The sequence below is a fragment of the Thiosocius teredinicola genome, assembly GCF_002009425.1.
GTDB classification, from domain to species: domain Bacteria; phylum Pseudomonadota; class Gammaproteobacteria; order Chromatiales; family Chromatiaceae; genus Thiosocius; species Thiosocius teredinicola.
In genome coordinates this window covers 4,596,041-4,613,110 of the sequence record NZ_CP019936.1, presented here as the reverse complement: position 1 = coordinate 4,613,110, position 17,070 = coordinate 4,596,041, and the positions used below count along the sequence as shown (strand labels likewise).

17 protein-coding genes are annotated in these 17,070 nt (G+C 61.9%); 12 read left to right on the top strand and 5 right to left on the bottom strand.

All coding sequences use genetic code 11. The annotated features are described in order from the left end of the window. Positions 1 to 58: 58 nt before the first annotated feature. Positions 59 to 2,107, bottom strand: coding sequence for a thioredoxin domain-containing protein (locus B1781_RS21805; RefSeq protein ID WP_078121704.1), 2,049 nt, complete (start codon positions 2,105 to 2,107; stop codon positions 59 to 61). 254 nt (positions 2,108 to 2,361) lie between these two features. On the opposite strand from B1781_RS21805, the gene B1781_RS21800 reads away from it, so the two are divergent. The 6 genes from B1781_RS21800 (at position 2,362) to B1781_RS21775 (ending at position 5,656) form a co-directional block, all read left to right on the top strand. Continuing rightward, complete coding sequence (locus B1781_RS21800; RefSeq protein ID WP_078121703.1) at positions 2,362 to 2,649, top strand: BufA1 family periplasmic bufferin-type metallophore; 288 nt, start codon at positions 2,362 to 2,364, stop codon at positions 2,647 to 2,649. A 7-nt stretch (positions 2,650 to 2,656) separates the two neighbouring features. After that, positions 2,657 to 3,505 (top strand): DUF692 domain-containing protein, encoded by an 849-nt coding sequence (locus tag B1781_RS21795; RefSeq protein WP_078121702.1) that lies wholly within the window; start codon positions 2,657 to 2,659, stop codon positions 3,503 to 3,505. Beyond that, positions 3,502 to 4,242 (top strand): HvfC/BufC N-terminal domain-containing protein, encoded by a 741-nt coding sequence (locus B1781_RS21790; RefSeq protein ID WP_164513507.1) that lies wholly within the window; start codon positions 3,502 to 3,504, stop codon positions 4,240 to 4,242. Before B1781_RS21795 ends, B1781_RS21790 begins: the two co-directional genes overlap by 4 nt. After that, positions 4,232 to 4,723 (top strand): RNA polymerase sigma factor, encoded by a 492-nt coding sequence (locus tag B1781_RS21785; protein WP_078121700.1) that lies wholly within the window; start codon positions 4,232 to 4,234, stop codon positions 4,721 to 4,723. Before B1781_RS21790 ends, B1781_RS21785 begins: the two co-directional genes overlap by 11 nt. After that, the gene (locus B1781_RS21780; RefSeq protein WP_078121699.1) at positions 4,720 to 5,304 is read left to right on the top strand and encodes a hypothetical protein; all 585 of its coding nucleotides are present in this window, start codon (positions 4,720 to 4,722) and stop codon (positions 5,302 to 5,304) included. Before B1781_RS21785 ends, B1781_RS21780 begins: the two co-directional genes overlap by 4 nt. 115 nt (positions 5,305 to 5,419) lie before the next feature. Further along, positions 5,420 to 5,656, top strand: coding sequence for a hypothetical protein (locus B1781_RS21775; protein WP_125932223.1), 237 nt, complete (start codon positions 5,420 to 5,422; stop codon positions 5,654 to 5,656). A gap of 27 nt (positions 5,657 to 5,683) precedes the next feature. Here the strand turns inward: B1781_RS21775 and B1781_RS21770 are convergent, their stop codons facing one another. Beyond that, positions 5,684 to 7,180, bottom strand: a complete 1,497-nt coding sequence (locus tag B1781_RS21770) for a helicase HerA-like domain-containing protein (RefSeq protein ID WP_078121697.1) — start codon at positions 7,178 to 7,180, stop codon at positions 5,684 to 5,686. A 221-nt stretch (positions 7,181 to 7,401) separates the two neighbouring features. Between B1781_RS21770 and ypfJ the strand changes: the two genes are divergently transcribed. Next, a complete protein-coding gene (gene ypfJ / locus B1781_RS21765) occupies positions 7,402 to 8,346 on the top strand; it encodes a KPN_02809 family neutral zinc metallopeptidase (RefSeq protein ID WP_078122183.1) in 945 nt (314 codons plus the stop codon). Between the two features lie 66 nt (positions 8,347 to 8,412). Continuing rightward, on the top strand, positions 8,413 to 9,606 hold the full coding sequence (locus B1781_RS21760) for a class I SAM-dependent rRNA methyltransferase (protein ID WP_078121696.1): 1,194 nt from the start codon (positions 8,413 to 8,415) through the stop codon (positions 9,604 to 9,606). A gap of 8 nt (positions 9,607 to 9,614) precedes the next feature. Here the strand turns inward: B1781_RS21760 and B1781_RS21755 are convergent, their stop codons facing one another. After that, positions 9,615 to 9,968, bottom strand: coding sequence for a helix-turn-helix domain-containing protein (locus tag B1781_RS21755; protein ID WP_164513506.1), 354 nt, complete (start codon positions 9,966 to 9,968; stop codon positions 9,615 to 9,617). Positions 9,969 to 10,123: 155 nt separating this feature from the next. Next, on the bottom strand, positions 10,124 to 11,377 hold the full coding sequence (locus B1781_RS21750; RefSeq protein ID WP_078121694.1) for a hypothetical protein: 1,254 nt from the start codon (positions 11,375 to 11,377) through the stop codon (positions 10,124 to 10,126). A 113-nt stretch (positions 11,378 to 11,490) separates the two neighbouring features. Here B1781_RS21750 and lgt point away from each other — a divergent pair, with 113 nt between their 5' ends. The 4 genes from lgt (at position 11,491) to folA (ending at position 14,042) form a co-directional block, all read left to right on the top strand. Next, complete coding sequence (gene lgt / locus B1781_RS21745) at positions 11,491 to 12,324, top strand: prolipoprotein diacylglyceryl transferase (RefSeq protein ID WP_078121693.1); 834 nt, start codon at positions 11,491 to 11,493, stop codon at positions 12,322 to 12,324. Continuing rightward, positions 12,321 to 13,154, top strand: a complete 834-nt coding sequence (locus B1781_RS21740) for a thymidylate synthase (protein ID WP_078121692.1) — start codon at positions 12,321 to 12,323, stop codon at positions 13,152 to 13,154. The genes lgt and B1781_RS21740 overlap by 4 nt, the downstream gene beginning before the upstream one ends. A 169-nt stretch (positions 13,155 to 13,323) precedes the next feature. Next, complete coding sequence (locus B1781_RS23520; protein WP_334223818.1) at positions 13,324 to 13,455, top strand: hypothetical protein; 132 nt, start codon at positions 13,324 to 13,326, stop codon at positions 13,453 to 13,455. An 89-nt stretch (positions 13,456 to 13,544) separates the two neighbouring features. Then, positions 13,545 to 14,042, top strand: coding sequence for a type 3 dihydrofolate reductase (gene folA / locus B1781_RS21735; protein WP_078121691.1), 498 nt, complete (start codon positions 13,545 to 13,547; stop codon positions 14,040 to 14,042). On the opposite strand, the gene B1781_RS21730 is transcribed toward folA, so the two are convergent. Further along, complete coding sequence (locus B1781_RS21730) at positions 14,026 to 17,049, bottom strand: MMPL family transporter (protein ID WP_078121690.1); 3,024 nt, start codon at positions 17,047 to 17,049, stop codon at positions 14,026 to 14,028. The two genes, folA and B1781_RS21730, sit on opposite strands and share 17 nt — an antisense overlap. Between the last annotated feature and the right edge of the window lie 21 nt (positions 17,050 to 17,070).

The following is a 17,070-nucleotide window of genomic DNA, read 5'->3' as shown; positions in this document are numbered from 1 at the left end:
TGATAGACGCTGTCTGCATCGAGTTATTCCAGGGTCCGGGGGAGAAATGTGCACTGCATCAACCGTGGTCGTCGGCCATTAGGCTCGCGACCTCTTCGACCGGTGGTTCGCAGACCTGCCCGCGGCAGCGGTAGGCCAGCGTTTTGCCCGCTGCGGCCTGTTTTGCCGCCAGCCCCGCCGGCAGTCCGGCGGCGTCGTCCGGGATGATAAAGACTGTGCGCTGCGGCGCAAATCCGCCCGCCAGCGGCGCGGCCCAGTCGTTCGCCGTATCGGCCGGCCCGCGGACGATGATCTGCTCCGGCGGATCGAGGTAGGCCTGCAGGCCCATCAACAGCCCGACGTGGGCGTAAGGCGCCTGCTGGATGGCCTGCCAGGTCGCGCCAATGGTGCGCTCGGTCGCGTCCTGAAGGTCGGTGTCGCCGACCAGCAGGGCAAGGGTCTGCAGCGACTCCAGGGCGATCGCATTGCCGCTCGGCGTCGCGTCGTCACCGAGCGACTTGGGGCGGTGCACCAGGGACTCGTGGTCGTCCGAGGTGAAGTAGAAGGCGCCCTGTTCGCGGTCCTCGAAATGGCTGACCAGACGCTCGGCGAGTTGCTGAGCGAGGTCGAGGTAGTCGCTGCGCCAGCGCGCCTGCAGCACTTCCAGGATCGCGGCGAGCAGGTAGGCGTAGTCATCGAGATAGGCGTTGAGCTGCGCCTGCCCATCGCGGCTGGTGGCGAGCAGCCGTCCGTCCCGCCAGTGGTGTGCGATCAGGTAGTCGAGCGCACGCTGCGCCGAGTCGATCCATTCGGGCCGACCCAGGCGCCGCCCGGCGTTTGCCATGCCCTTGATCATCAGGGCATTCCAACTGGTCAGGATCTTCTCGTCCCGACCGGGACGTACCCGTTGCTCGCGGACGGCGAACAGCTTGTCGCGCGCGCTGGCGAGCAGCTGGCGAATCCGGCGCGGCTCGAGGCCGGTTTTCGTGGCCAGTTTCTGCGTATCGGCGTACGCGTGCAGGTGCCAACTGCCTTCAAAGTTCGCTGGGCGATTCAGGCCGAAACGTGCGGCGAACACCTTGTACTCGTCGGCGTCGAGCACCTGTTTGACCTCGTCCGGCATCCACACGTAATAGCGACCTTCTTCACCCTCGCTGTCGGCGTCGAGGCTGGCGTAGTAGCCACCCTGCGGTGACTGCATCTCTCGCATGGTCCATTCGGCGATGCGTTCGCAGACGTGCTTGAACAGAGGGCGTTGGCCATCTGCCGCCCACGCCTGGGCATACACGTCGAGCAATTGGCCGTTGTCGTAAAGCATCTTCTCGAAATGCGGGATCATCCACAGCTCATCGACCGAATAGCGGCAGAAGCCGCCACCGAGGTGGTCGTTGATACCGCCGTTGGCCATCTTCTCCAACGTGTGCAGCGCCATGTGACGTGCCGAGTCGTCGTTGCGGCGCACGCCCTGCGCCAGTAGGAAGCGCAGCGTCACCGGATGCGGAAACTTGGGCGCGCCGCCGAATCCGCCCAACTCGGCGTCGAACTGGCCGGCCAGCTGGTTGATTGCCTCATTGATCGGTTGATCGTCGATCGCTGCGGCACCCGCGCTGCCGGTGCGATCGAGTTGCAGCAGGGCCTGACGCAACGAAGCGTTTTGTTCATCGATGGCGTCGCGCTGCTCGTTGTAGGCGCGCGCGATCTGTTGCAACAGGTCGCGGAAGGCGGGCAGGCCGTGGCGCGGCGCCGGCGGAAAATAGGTGCCGGCGAAGAACGGGCTCAGATCGTCCGGCGTCAGGAACACCGTCAATGGCCAGCCCCCGGCGCGGCGTGCCAGCAGTTGATGGGCAGTCTGGTAAATCTTGTCGAGATCGGGGCGTTCCTCGCGGTCGACCTTGATATTCACATACAGCTCGTTCATGACCTCGGCGGTCTGTGGGTCTTCGAACGATTCGTGCGCCATGACATGGCACCAGTGGCACGCCGAATAACCGATCGATAGCAGGATCGGCTTGCCCTGCGAACGTGCCAGCGCGAGTGCTTCGTCGCACCACGGCCACCAGTCGACCGGGTTGTCGGCGTGCTGTTGCAGATAGGGGCTGGTTGCGTCTCGCAGGCGATGGGTAGTCATAGGTGCTTCCGACAGTGGGTTAAGCGCACCATACGGCGATATCCCGGGCTTTCCAAATCAACTGCCGCACGTTGGCTGAGTTCGTCGAACGATGAGGTCGCCGTCTGAATTAAACCCGGCGATCGACGGGTCTTTATGGAGCGAACAGCGAAGGCGTGCAATCAGATGCGCCGTCCGATCGTTGAAAGGATTAAGCGACTGCCCGAGCGGGCACGCCATAACCCACTGTCTAACAGTAACCAGAGGACCCATCTATGAATCACAATGACCGAATCACCGGTGCTGCCGCCGCCTTGCTGGCTGCCGGCTCTTTGATGGCCGCATCCACGGCATCTGCGGTGCCCGACGCGCCGACGGCTTGGGAAAAATGCGCCGGCATCGCGGTGGCAGGCAAGAACGACTGCGGTGCCTTGGACGGCAAGCACAATTGTGCCGGTCAGGCCGCGAGCGATAACGATCCGCAGGAATGGGTCTATGTGCCGGCCGGTACCTGCGAAAAGATCACCGGCGGCGTGGTCGCCAAAGTAAAGCCGGCGAAGTAGAGTCGCTATGAAGACCGCGCCCCAAACACAGGGGCGCGGGTCTGTGTCCGGTGTCGGCATAGGCCTGCGCGATATCCATTTTCACCAGCTCATGGAGGGCCGACAGGCAGTGCCTTGGCTGGAGGTGCTGGCGGACAACTATCTGATCGGTGGCATAGCGCGTCACCAGTTGCAGCGCGCGGCCGAACGTTATCCCTTGACGCTGCATTGTGTCGGCATGAACCTGGGCGGCAGCGGATCACTCGATCGTACCTATATCGAGCGCGTCGGCGAGATGGCGCGCGATACCGGCGCGGCGTGGATTTCAGACCACCTGTGTTTCACAGCGCATGCGGGCCGCCATTATCACGACCTTCTGCCCTTGCCGTTCAGTGACGAGGCGGTGATGCACGTCGCTGCGCGTATCCAGATCGCACAGGACATATTGCAGCAACGCCTGCTGGTGGAGAATGTGTCGGCCTATGTGCGCGCCGATACGCCGATGACCGAAGCACAGTTCATCGCCGAGGTGTGTGCCGAAGCCGATTGTGATCTGCTGCTCGACATCAACAATCTCTACGTCAACCAGGTGAACCTGGGCTTCGATGCGTGTGAGGCGCTCGGCGCGTTGCCGCTCGACCGTGTGCGTGAGTTGCACCTGGCCGGTTATGAAGACAAGGGAAGGTACCTCGTGGATGCACACAACAACCCGGTAAGCGACGCCGTGTGGGATCTGTTCAGTGAGTGTCTGCGCGTGTTGCCCGAGACGCCGGTATGCATCGAGTGGGACAACAACATACCGACCCTCGATGTGCTGATCTCCCAGGCGAGCACCGCGGCGGGTATCGTTGCTCTGGTGCGGGAAGATGCCGCATGACGACGCTGCACCAATGGCAGCACGCGGTATCGCGTTTCATCGATGCCGCTGTTGCCGATGCTGCAGGATTCGACCCGGAGGCGGTGAGCATCTATCGTGGCAACAGTCGCGGCGTGCGCCAAGCCGCCCTTGCGAGCGTCTACCCGGTCTGCGGTCGCTTGGTCGGTGATGCCTGTTTCGATGGGGTTGCACGCCACTTCATCGCGACCCAAGCATCGACCTGTAGCGACCTGAATCTGTACGGCGAGGGCTTCGATCGTTTTCTCGCCGAGGTCGCCGAACGTCAGCCGTCGTTGGCCTCCGTTGCCTGGATTGCAGATGTGGCGCGCCTGGAATGGCTGGTGCATAGACTCGCTTACAGCGAAGACGACCAGACGAGTGATTCATCGGTTGACGGCGTCGATCCATCGCACATGATTCCGCGCGTCTCACGACAGCTGAACCTGATGGCCAGCGAATGGCCGGTGCACCTGGTGTGGGAGTCACAACGTGAGCCGCAGGCGGCGTCGGACATCGACTTCGTTCGTGGCGATTATCGGTTGCTCGTTCAACGCCGTGGTTTCGACGTGTGGGTGGGACTGATCGACCGGTCTGCGTGGCAGCTGCTCGAGCGCTGTGCGAGTGGTGCAACCCTCGCACAACTGGCTGATGATCCGACCCTCGACCTGGCGCTGATGAAGATGCTGGTGGAACAGCGTTGGATCGTCGGATACGCACATCATCGACATGCTGTTTGACCACGCCATGCTCAACCGGCTCTACCGCTACGCCTATGCCTTGCTGGGCGAAGAGGCCGGGGCTTACGATCTGCTGCAGGACACGGTCGAGCGTTGCCTGCGCAAGCCGCCGGCCGAGTCGACCAGTCCGGAAGGTTATGCCCGCCGCGTGATGCGCAATCGTTACATCGATCTCGCGCGCCGCAGACGGGTCAGCCCGGAGGTGGAAGATGCAAATGGCGATATCGAAACACTGGCGATCGACACCCAGTGCCTTGAGGAGATGATGGTTTCGCGTCAGCAACTCGAGCGCGTCTGGTCGCAGTTGCAGGGGATAGAGCGAGAGATCCTCTACCTGTGGGCGATCGACGGCATGACTGCCGCCGAGATCGCCGCTGCCACCGGCAGTCGTCGCGGCACGGTGTTGTCGCGCATCCATCGCCTGCGGCGTCGACTCGGCAGCAACGACGGTGTGTCCGTCACGCCATCGGAGTCGCCATGAAGTCCGGTCTGAAACAGCGTGTCGTCGAATTGGTCGAGAGCAAGGGGCTCGATGATGCCCAGTTGCGTCGGCTCGATGCCATGCAGCGAACCCCCGCTACTGCATCGCTCAACCGATGGGCGGTAGCGGCCGCGCTGCTGCTTGGTCTGACGGTCGCATTGACCGTGATTGTCTGGCCGGGCAAACCGGCGAACATGACGTACGCGATTGCAGACGAAGTCGCCATGAATCACCTCAAGCGTCGGCCGCTCGAGGTCGCGGGTCAGAGCCTCGACGAGGTGAGGGCGTACTTCAACGAGCTCGACTTTCAGCTGCTGGAAGACTCATCGGCGACCCTGGCCATGGGCGGCTTGCAAGGGGGGCGCTACTGCAGCATTCAGGGAAAGGCGGCGGCCCAGCTGCGCTTGCGCGACAAGGCCGACCATATGCAAACCTACTACCAGGCGCCCTACGATAAGGCCTTGTTCGGTGATCTGCCGGACGTTACGCGCGGCCAACAACCTGCGGTTGTCGAGGTGCGGGGATTGACGGTCTACGTGTGGACAGAGAGAGGGCTGCTGTTCGCGCTGGCGACGGAATAGATTCGCCAATCGCCCAAGCGGCTCGCAATTTCGTGCACGATTGGCTGTCACACTAATGGCATGAGAAGCTCCGGGGTCGTTTCCCGGTCAGCAATGCACACAGGAGCCCCGACTTATGAACCTTCGAATCGCAATCGTCATCGCCATGGCGATGACAGCCGGTTTGCTGCTTGCCGCGTCGCTTGCCCACGCGGATTCGAATGACGCCGGCAAGGATGGCGGATGGCGCTACGAAGGCATTCCCGCGTCGACCAACGCCGTGTGGGTGGTGGACCGCAAGACCGGCAAGGTGCGCAAGTGCCAGCAGGATCTGGCCGACCAGGCGCCGGCGTGCACTGCATATTCGAACTGATCGACCGATAACGCCATTCGGCGCTGCTCAGCGTCGGCCGATGATCGAACCGAGGATGCCGCGCACGATCTGTCGACCGAGTGTCGAGCCGATCGTGCGGGCAATCGATTTGGCCAGTGTCTCGCCGACACCCTGACGGTTGCTCTGGCGCTTGCTGGCCTTCTCTTCTTCCTTGCGGCGCTTCTCCTCTTCGGCGGCGCGTGCTGCCGCTTCGGCTTCCTGCTGACGTTTCTCGGCGATCTCTTTCTCGCGTTTCTGCAGCAGTTCGTAAGCCGACTCGCGGTCGACGAGTTGCTCGTAGGCGCTTTTGAGCGGAGAGCGTGAGATCAGCTCGGTGCGCTTCGCCTCATCGATGGGGCCGAACTGCGAACGCGGCGGCGACATCAGCGTACGTTCCACGATCGATGGCACGCCCTTGGCGTCGAGCGTCGATACCAGGGCCTCGCCGACACCGAGCTCGCCGATCACCGTTTCGGTGTCGAACGCCGGATTCTCGCGAAAGGTTCTGGCTGCTGCCTGCAGTGCCTTGCGATCGTTGGGCGTAAACGCGCGCAGGGCATGTTGTATGCGGTTGCCGAGTTGGCCGATGACCTCGTCGGGTACGTCGTTGGGGTACTGGGTAATGAAGAATACGCCGACCCCTTTCGACCGGATCAGACGCACCACCTGGGTGATCTTTTCCAGCAATGCCTTGGGCGCATTGTTGAACAGCAGATGGGCCTCGTCGAAGAAGAACACCAGTTTCGGCAGGTCGGCGTCACCGCGTTCGGGTAGCTCTTCCATCAACTCGGAGAGTAGCCACAGCAGAAAGGTCGCGTAGATGCGTGGCGAGTGATAGAGGGTTGTCGCATCCAGAATGCTGATCACGCCGCGACCGGAGAAGTCGCACTGCATCAGGTGTTCGACGCGGATCGCGGGTTCACCGAAATAGATCTCGCCACCGGCCTCCTCGAGCATCAACAAACGACGTAGGATGGCCGTGACACTGGCCTTGGATATCCGGCCGTAGTCGCGCTCGAGATCCTTGGCGTTGTCGGCTATCCAGTTCAGCATCGAGCGCAGGTCTTTGAGATCGAGCAGCAGCAGGCCCTCGTCATCGGCCACACTGAACGCGACCTGCATGACGCCTTCCTGGGTCTCGTTGAGTTCCAGCAGGTTGCTCAGCAGGGTAGGACCCATCTCCGAGACGGTGGTGCGCACCGGGTGGCCCTGCTTGCCGAACACGTCCCAGAACACGGTCGGGTTCGCTTCGAAGCTGTGGTTGTCGATGCCGATGTACTGCAGACGCTCGTCGATCTTGGGGTGCGGGTTGCCCGCGCCGGCCAGGCCCGACAGGTCGCCCTTTACGTCGGCGGTGAACACCGGAACGCCGAGGCGTGAAAACGATTCTGCGAGCACCTGCAGGGTGACGGTCTTGCCGGTACCGGTCGCGCCGGTGATCAGGCCGTGGCGGTTGGCCATGCCGGCGTTGAGTTTGATCTGTGCCGTGCCGTTGCCACCCAGCAGAATCTCGTTGTCAGCCATCGTGTTCTCCGTTGTTTGCGCGAAACTTTAACCCGAAGTTGCGCGAAATTGCAGCGTTGTGCCGCAGGGTTCAGAAGTTGGCGCGGTGTTTCCACGTAGCGCACCACTCCGGGTACACTCGCTGCATCAGTGCCCACGTCGCCGAGCCATTCGGTCGTCGCACCATGTGCCGGCACCGGACAGCGCCGTGCCGGTGCGTGAAAAAGAACGAGGAGATCAGCATGCGTTGGAAAGGCAGACGACAGAGCAGCAATATCGAAGACCGTCGCGGCCAGTCGCCCGGCGGCTTCGGTGGTCTGGGTGGGCTCAGCGGTGGTCGCGGGGGCGGCGGGCTGTTGCGCCTGTTGCCGGTGCTGTTCCGCGTGCTCGGGTTCAAAGGCACGATCGTCGTTGCCTTGCTGTTCGGCGCCTACCTCTATTTCAGCGACGGCGGCCTGGGCGGGCTGCTGGGCGGCATGACCGGCGCGCCGGTGGAATCGACTCAAACCGCACCGCAAGGCGAGGTGAAGTCGACCCCGCAAGAGGACGAGCTGAAGGCCTTCGTTGCGGTGGTGCTGGCGGATACCGAAGAAACCTGGCACACGCTGTTCAGCGAGCAGGGCACTACTTACAAAGAACCGCGGCTGGTTCTGTATCGCGGTGCGGTCAATTCGGCGTGCGGCCGCGGACAGGCGGCGATGGGGCCGTTTTACTGTCCGGCCGATCAGAAGGTTTACCTCGACCTGAGTTTCTTCGACGACCTGAAGCGCCGTCACGATGCACCCGGCGATTTCGCCCAGGCGTACGTGGTGGCACATGAGGTCGGCCACCATGTGCAGACGCTGCTGGGCATTTCCGAAAAGGTGCGCGAGGCCAAGCGCAGCGTCGATGAGGCGCAGGCGAACCAGCTGTCGGTCAAACAGGAACTGCAGGCGGATTGTTTCGCCGGCATCTGGGGGCACCATGCGAATCGCAGCCGCCAGTTGCTTGAGAAAGGGGATATCGACGAAGGTCTGAACGCGGCCAGCGCGATCGGCGATGACCGCTTGCAGAAACAGGCGCGCGGCTATGCCATGCCCGAAACCTTCACTCACGGTTCGTCGGCGCAACGCGTGCGCTGGTTCAAGATCGGCCTGGAAAAGGGCACGCTGTCGGCGTGCAATACCTTCGCCGCGAATAATCTTTGACGTCGCCGAATCGACAGGCGCGCGCTTTCTGCTACGCTTGCGCGCCTGTTTTCGTGAGAACCGATCATGAGCGACGTATTGCGTCTGGCCAAGGATCAGGACCGCCGTCTGCGGGCCGGCCACCTGTGGATCTATTCCAACGAGGTCGATAACGCTGCGACTCCGCTGAAGTCGTTCGAAGTGGGCCAGCCGGTGGCGGTCGAGAACGCACAGGGCAAGTGGCTCGGCGCCGGCTACGTCAACCCCAATTCGTTGATCTGTGCCCGCCTGGTCACGCGCAACCGTGAACTGGCGGTCAACGTCTCATTGTTCGTGCACCGGATCAAGGTGGCCTTGGCGCTGCGCGAACGGCTGTACGACGCACCCTATTACCGCCTGCTGTTCGGTGAGGCCGACGGGCTGCCCGGTGCAGTGGTCGACCGCTTCGGCGATTACCTCGTCGTGCAGATCACCACCGCGGGTATGGAACAGCAGCGCGAAGCCTTGGTCGGGGCCCTGGTCAAGGTACTCAAACCCTCAGGGGTTCTATTGCGCAACGATAGCGCGGTGCGTGAGCTCGAGGGCATTCCGCGTTACGTGGAACTGGCTTACGGCGATGTGCCTGAACGGTTGGAGGTGCTTGAGGGCGGGTGCCGGTTCGAGGTTTCTGCCAGCGAAGGACAGAAGACCGGCTGGTTCTACGATCAGGCCGCCAACCGCGATCAGTTCGTTCGCTATGTGAACGGACTGCGCGTGCTGGATGTGTGCAGCTACGTCGGTGCCTGGTCGGTACGTGCGGCGGCAGCCGGGGCTGCCGCCGTTACCGCAGTCGACGCCTCGGCACAGGCGCTCGACCTGGTCGCGCACAATGCGGCGCTGAACCAGGTCGAGGATCAGATCGATGTCATCCAGGGAGATGCGTTCGAGGTGCTGCGGGAACTGCGTGGGCAGCGTGAACGCTATGATGTCGTTGTGTTGGATCCCCCGGCGTTCATCAAACGCAAGAAGGATCTCAAAGCGGGTACGGCAGCTTACCGACGTCTCAACGAGGCCGCGTTGGGCCTGCTTGAGAAAGACGGTATCTTAGTCACGGCGTCTTGTTCTTTTCACATGCAGGGGGATCAACTCCTGCGAACCGTGCAGCAATCTGCCCGGCATAGTGATCGACATCTTCAACTGCTGCAGCAAGGCCAACAAAGTCCAGATCATCCGATTCACCCCGCGATTGTTGAAACAGCCTATTTGAAGGCGTTTTTTCTGCGCGTGTTACCGACGCTTTAGCTTATCCCTTAAGACGACATCCGACGACCGGCCAGCAGACGCATTTCGCTGCGCAGACGCTCGCGTTCACCTTCACTCAGGGTCATCCAGATCTCAGCGACTTCGCGCGCATCATCGGTCAGCGGCGTAGCTTTTTCGTCACCGAACATCAGCCAGGCCGGATTGACTTCCAGCACTGCGGCAATTTCGTCGATCTTACGCGGACGCAAGCTCTTGCCATTCTCGATCTTCTGAATGACCGCCTGGTTCGTCCCTGCCTGGACGGCCAATTGTTCCTGAGTCCAGCCCATCTGACGTCTGCGGTAGCGCAAGCGCTCCCCAAGCGTCCGCAGATGATGCGGGATTACCTTCGTTCCATTCATGCCTATGAGCCTCATAGCCAACTCTCGCCAAAGTGGTTGCCAATGTGTTGTGGAGTAGCTAACGGCGTGTGTCGCGGAAACTTGAGCGATCACAAAAAGTCAGGAATTTAGGGCAGATTCAGGAATTTACGGCAGCGTTTAGGCGTTTATCGACGTCATTCCCGGTACAGGCTGCAGGCGTCGATACGGCCATCGATCTCGGCGATCATTTTCCGGTATCGGCTGCTGCCGACGCCGCCGAACTGGTTTTTGAACGCTTGTCCGCGCAGGTTCTCCGGCAGGTCCTTCGCCGGGGGCATGATATCGGTCTCGGCGACCCCCTGGGTGAGGCGTTTCTGGACGAAACGCGCCGAGGCCTCGGAGCGGGTGGCGATCTCGCCGAACCTCGTGCCGGCGCGGTCGGCGGCGATGTCGGTGAAGCTGAAACCGGAGCCGTGATCGGTGTCGGTGATCTCCTTGAACAGGCCGACGGCATCCGACAGGCTGCGATCGCCGCGCGCCGCCAGCGCGGCTGACGCCACGAAGTGCTGCCCGAAATCGGTGCGACCTTCGAGTTTGAGGCGGAAGTAGCCCGGGCGTTGCGGTCGGTTGGGCACCAGCTGGGCGAGGTTGCGGCGGCTGCCCCAGGTGCCCATGACGGTCAGCAGGGCCTTGTTCTCGGCGACCGGGTCGCCGCCGTCGGAGCGGCGCCTGGCGTCGGCGAACAGCGGTTGCAGCACCGTGAGCAGCGAGCCGTTGCGGCCGATTCCCTGAGACTGCAGCTCGACGATGCGATCGTGGTAGTAGCGCAATGCCTCGCGGTCGGTAGGCGTCAGCAGGGTATCGCGTGCCTGATCTATCGCCGCGGGGTTCCAACGGTAGGTGAGGCGGACCCGGTCGGGGAAGATCTGCAACGGGCCCATCATATTAATGAAGACCTGCTGTTGATCCTCGCTCAACAGCAGGTTGACGAGCTGCGGTACCAGCCGCTGCGCAAGTTCGGCCGGGATCTCGACATCGCCGACCTGGAGAACGGCGATCCGCGGTGTGCCCGAGTCGCTGACCAGCTGCGTCTTCACGTTGAGATAGGGGCGTAGCGGAACCCGGTCGACCAGGATGGTGGCATCGGCAAGCAGCGCATCCTGCGACAAACGGATCTTGGCGCCGCCCTGGGCGATCCTGCCGAGCAGGTAATTGCTGGCGAGGTTCAGGTCGGCCTGATTGATCTCGACAGCACGCTGCGCCCCGGTAGCGAAACCGCGCGGGTCATTCTGTTTGAGGATGGCTTTGGCGCGGGCGATGTCCTGATGCGACAGGGTTGCCGGGTCTGAAATGCCGGGTTCGTCGGAGAAAGCGAACCAGCCGAGAATCAATACGGCCACCGTCGCGATTAACAGCAGGGAAAATAACAGCTTGATCAGCGCGCGCATGCAGGGCTCCGAAGAGATGCGGTCAAGCGTACTTTCAGCCCTGGATGGTGTCTATGTTCAAGTCCACATCTCGCCACATGACGGACGGTCATTAGCTGTTAAACTCGCCCGCCATGATTTTTCCCGACTTCGATCCCATCGCCGTATCGCTCGGCCCCGTCGCCATTCGCTGGTACGGCCTGATGTATCTGATCGGCTTCGCGTTGGCCTGGTATCTGGGGCGGCGCCGGGCGCGTTCGGCCGATGCCGTGGTCAACCCGAAGCAGATGGACGATCTGTTGTTCTACGGTGCGCTGGGTGTGATCCTGGGTGGCCGTATCGGGTATATCCTGTTTTACAACGCCCATCAGTGGATGAACGACCCGCTGCAGATCTTCCGTATCTGGGAGGGGGGCATGTCTTTCCACGGCGGCTTTCTCGGCGTACTGGTCGCGGTCTGGCTGTATGGGCGCATCCACAACAAGCGCTTCTTCGACCTGACCGACTTCGCCGCGCCGCTGGTGCCGCTGGGCCTGCTGGCCGGGCGCATCGGCAACTTCATCAACGGTGAGCTCTGGGGTGCGCCGGGCAATGTGCCGTGGGCGATGCAGGTGTCATGCTCAAAGTTTCAGGCACTGTGCCTCGACAAGCTGCAATTGCCGCGCGGCACAGAATACACACCGCCTCTGCACCCCACGCAGCTCTACGAGGCAGCGCTGGAGGGTCTGGTGCTGTTCATCATACTGTGGTGGTTCAGCAGCAAACCGCGGCCGATGATGGCGGTATCGGGTCTGTTTCTGATCGGTTACGGTGCGTTCCGTTTCGCCGTTGAACTGGTGCGGATGCCCGATGTTCAACTGGGTTATCTGGCATTCGGCTGGGTTACCATGGGGCAGTTGCTGTCGCTGCCGATGATTGTCGGCGGCGTTTTCCTGATGTTGATCGCCTATCGCAGGTCCGCCGCATGAAACAGTATCTCGACCTTCTTTATCGCGTGCGCCAGTTCGGCGATTTCAAGGGCGACCGCACCGGCACCGGCACCTGGTCGGTCTTCGGTCACCAGATGCGCTTCGACCTGCGCCAGGGTTTTCCGTTGGTGACGACCAAGAAGATCCACCTCAAGTCGGTGATCCACGAACTGCTGTGGTTTCTCAAGGGCGACACCAATACGCGCTACCTGAAAGAGCATGGCGTGAAGATCTGGGACGAGTGGGCTGACGAGAACGGCGAGCTGGGGCCGGTCTACGGTTACCAGTGGCGCTCGTGGCCTGCGCCGGACGGCCGGCATATCGACCAGATCGAACAGGTCGTCGAACAGATCAGGAACAATCCGGATTCGCGCCGCATCATCGTGTCGGCCTGGAACCCGGCCGACCTGCCGGACGAAACCCGCTCGCCGCAGGAAAACGTCGCGGCCGGCAAGATGGCCCTGGCGCCGTGCCATGCGTTCTTCCAGTTCTATGTCTCGAACGGCCGCTTGTCGTGCCAGCTCTATCAGCGCAGCGCCGATATCTTTCTCGGCGTGCCGTTCAATATCGCCAGTTACTCCTTGCTGACCTTGATGATCGCGCAGGTCTGCGGCCTGGAGGCGGGCGAGTTCGTCCACACGCTCGGCGATGCCCACCTGTATACCAACCACCTTGAGCAGGCGGACGAGCAGCTCACGCGCACGCCATTCGAGCTACCGCGCATCACGCTGAATCCGGACGTTACCGACCTGTTCGCTTTCACTTACGACGACTTCACGCTCGACAACTACCAGTTTCATCCGCACATCAAGGCGCCGATCGCCGTCTGAAGTGGCGACTGCCGGCCGCAGACCGCCGTTTTGGGCGTTGGTTTCGCCCCGTGATGCAATGCAGAAGTTTATTTGACGCCCGTCAAATGACACCGTATCGAGCTTTTGCATCCGCTGCCGATAAAGCATATAAGTAATTCACGATGTACTTTAATTGGAGTAAACGGTCATGAGTGGCGAATTGGCAGTAGACGGCCGCGAGCTGTTGGAAATGGCTGAAGAAGCACCTGAGCAGGTAGAAACCATCATCGAGATGATGATCGATGCTGACGAAGACCTGCTGGGCGATGAAGAAGAATAAGTTGGCGTGCCGATAACCCGCTTTCTTCGGATAGCGGGTTCGCAAACATTCCCCCCTGGGTACGCTGCGCCGCCTGATAGAATCCGCGCATGCACGTGTTACCCAACCTTTCCCTGATCGCTGCGATGGCGGACAACGGCGTCATCGGCCGTGACAATCAACTTCCCTGGCGATTGCCGGCGGATCTCGGACATTTTAAACGCCTGACCATGGGCAAGCCGATCATCATGGGTCGACGCACCTGGGAGTCGCTGCCCGGTCTGCTACCGCATCGTCGGCATATCGTAGTGACTCGCGACCCGGACTATGTGGCCGAAGGCGCGGAGATTGCGCGTTCACTCGATGAAGCGCTGACGCTGGCCGGTGATGCCGATGAGATGATGATCGTCGGCGGTGCCAACCTGTATGCGCAGACCTTGCCGATGGCCTCGCGCCTGTACCTGACCTTTGTACACGATGACTTCGACGGCGACACCCGCTTCCCGGCATTCGACCGCGATGCATGGAAAGAGGTAGCACGCGAATGTCACGAGGCCGACGCGCGCAATCCGCACGCCTACAGCTTCGTGACTATGGAGCGTGCCTGACCTCGTCGGCGAGTTCGCTGTCCGATTCCAACTCCGCCGTCTTGGCTTTGAGCACGCGGTTTTCGATCTTCAGCTTCTGATAGGCCTTGGCGAGTGCGCGCACCTTGGCCGGGTCGCGCCGAGAGATCGGTAGCTTGTCGCTGAATGTGTCGTTGATGCTCTGTTCGACGCGCTCGACCCACTTCTCGATCTTGTCTTCCGGCACGTTGTATTCACGAGCCGCCGCCGCGACCGCCATCTTGCCCGACATCACTTCGCGTACCAGCGCAACCCGGCGTTCGGGCGTCCAGTAGAGTCTGTCGAAGCCCGGCTCGGCTGCGTCTTCGGTTTGCACCGCAGCTTTGACTTTGGCCCAGGGCAGACGCGCCAGCCAGGCTGCAACCGCGCTATTGCGGCCGAAGATCACGATCAGCAATGCCGGCAGCAACACCAGGTCGAACACCAGGGCGGCAATCAGGCCGATCGTGGTCAGTAGGCCGAAGTTACGCGTCGGTACAAAGTCCGACGTCACCAGGATCAAGAACTGCGCGCTCAAGATGATGGTGGTGACGACCACCGCTCGACCGGCCTCGCGATAGGCGCGGGCCATCGCGATGACCGGCGAGATGCCGTTCTGAATGCGATTGCGCACGCCATGGTAGACGTGGATGGTGTCGTCGACGGCGATACCCACCGCGACGCTGGCGATCATCGCGGTCGCCATGTCCAGCCAGATACCGAACAGCCCCATGATGATGAAGATCAGCAGGATCGGTGACAGGTTGGGGATCATGCACAGCGCCGCGCCCCAGGGGGTGCGCCACAGGATCAGCATGAAGACGTAGATCAGAACCAGTGCGCCCCACAGGCTGTAGACCTGGCCGGCCACCAACAGGTCTTCCATGTCGGCGAACAGACGGCCGGCACCGGCGATCTCCCAGTCGACCTGATCGCCGACATGCTCACCGAGGTAGGCGCGGATCTTGTCCATCACGCCGGAGATCTCGTTGGCACTATGCACGTTGAGGTTCAGCACGATGTGCGCGTGCTGGTAGTCGCGGTCGACGAAGTCGAACAGATCCTCGCCGTCGTACACCAGCAGGTACTGGCTGATCAGCTGGTCATCGTCGGGCAGCTTGCGGAACTCGGGCTTTTCGGCGTTGAACGCCCAGTTCATCTCTTCGATGAAGTCGACCATCGAGAAGGTACGGTCGATCTCCGGCTGCGACTTGGCCCAGGCCTGGAAATCGCGCATCTTCTGCAAGATCGTATGATCGACCAGACCATCGCGCTGCGCGGCATTGAAGCTGACCTCCAGCGGCATCGTGCCGACGAACTGTTCGTCCACCAGCCGGGTTGCTGCGCGTACAGTGTGCTCGTAAGGAAAGTACTCCTGAAAATTGGTCTCGACCTTGACCTTGGCGAGCTGCGGCAAGCCGAAGGCCAGCCCGCCCAGGGTGAACACGATCACGATCAACGGGTGGCGCATGCCGAAGTAGGCCATGCTGCGCACGACATGGTCCATCGTACTCAACCCGCCTTTGACGCGCGGCCACGGCGTTCTGTCCCAGCGCACGCACACGTTCGGCAGCACGCGGTAGACCACCACGTAGATCAGCGCGACGCCGCATGCCGAGAACAGGCCGAAGACCTTGATCGGCACGATCGGGCTGGTGCCCAGCGAGGCCAGACCGGCTGCCGTGGTGAGCGCGGCGAACATTGCCGGCTTGTCGATTTCTTCGAGCGCACGCTCGACGCGTTCCCGACCGGTATAGCCGTGGCGCGACGCCTGGTAGAGCGCGTTGAACAGGTGCACCAGCGCCGCCACCGTCAGCGCCGACAGCATTGGCGAGATGATGCTCGACACCAGCGTGAACGGCTGGTCGAGCAGCACGTAGATTGCGACCGTCGAGTTCACGACCACGCTGATCGCCACGCCGGCGAGGATGACCGCCAGCCAGCGGCGGAACAGCCACCAGATCAACAACAGGCCGGTGATGACGGTAGCCGGAATGAACACCGCGTTGTCGCTGAGCATCGATTTGAGTTCGGCGACGTCGACAGGAATCCAGCCCGCGACCGCGGTCAGGTAGCCGCTGAGGCGCGCATCGTCGACCGCGGCCATGATCTCGCCTTCCATCTCCAGGCGTTCGAGGCTGTTGCCGCTCTCGCCCGGAATCACGACCATCGCCAGCGCATTGCCTTCTTGCGAGATCAGCGCGCCCTTGGCGAAGCGGTCGCCGAGGATGTGCTGCTGTCGCGCCTTGGGGCGCGAGTTCTCGAGTTCGCGCACGTCGATCAATGGCTCGACGATGAAGCTGTCTTTGCCGCCGCGGATGTGGTCCTGGTTGGTGACCGAGATGACGTCATCGATCAACGGCAGCTTGTGCAGTGCCTTGCCGAGTTGGTCATAGGCTTCGAGGAAACCGTCGGAATACAGTGCGACGCCGTCGAAGACCAGCAAAAAGACCTGGTCGCCGGGAAATCGTTCTTTGAGTTCGTTGTCGAGCACCACCGCGGGCTCGTCGTCGGGGAAGTACACGCTCGGCGAGTTGTCGATGTTGAGCTTGAGCAGCATCGTCGACGGCAGAACGGTGAACAACACCAGAAAGATCAGGCTGAGATACAGACGCCAGGGGAGGTTCTGCACGACCTGCTTGAGGCTGCTGTCCTCGCGGGTCTTCAGGTTGAGCTGAACACAGTCTTCGCCGGCGTAGCGCGTGCGGAACGAGGTGAAGGTGCCGGATAACGGGAGGTCGTCGGCGCGCCGCAGCAACAGCCGGGCTTCGGGTGGCTTGGCGTCGGTGCCGGCGGTCTGCTTGGCAGCCTCGAGATGCTCGCGCAGACGCTCGTGGTCGGTTCCTTCGACCAGGTCGAGCAGCGGGACCGCTTCGAGGTCCTCGAAGGTTTTGTAGCCTAGGCGTTCGAGGAATGGCTGATTGGCGTAGACGAAGAACCCTTCATGAACGAAAGCGACCGCTTGTCGGGAACGTTCCGCATGTGCCGGTCGCAGGGAGTCGTCAATCACGCCAATCAGGTTCCATGGTGG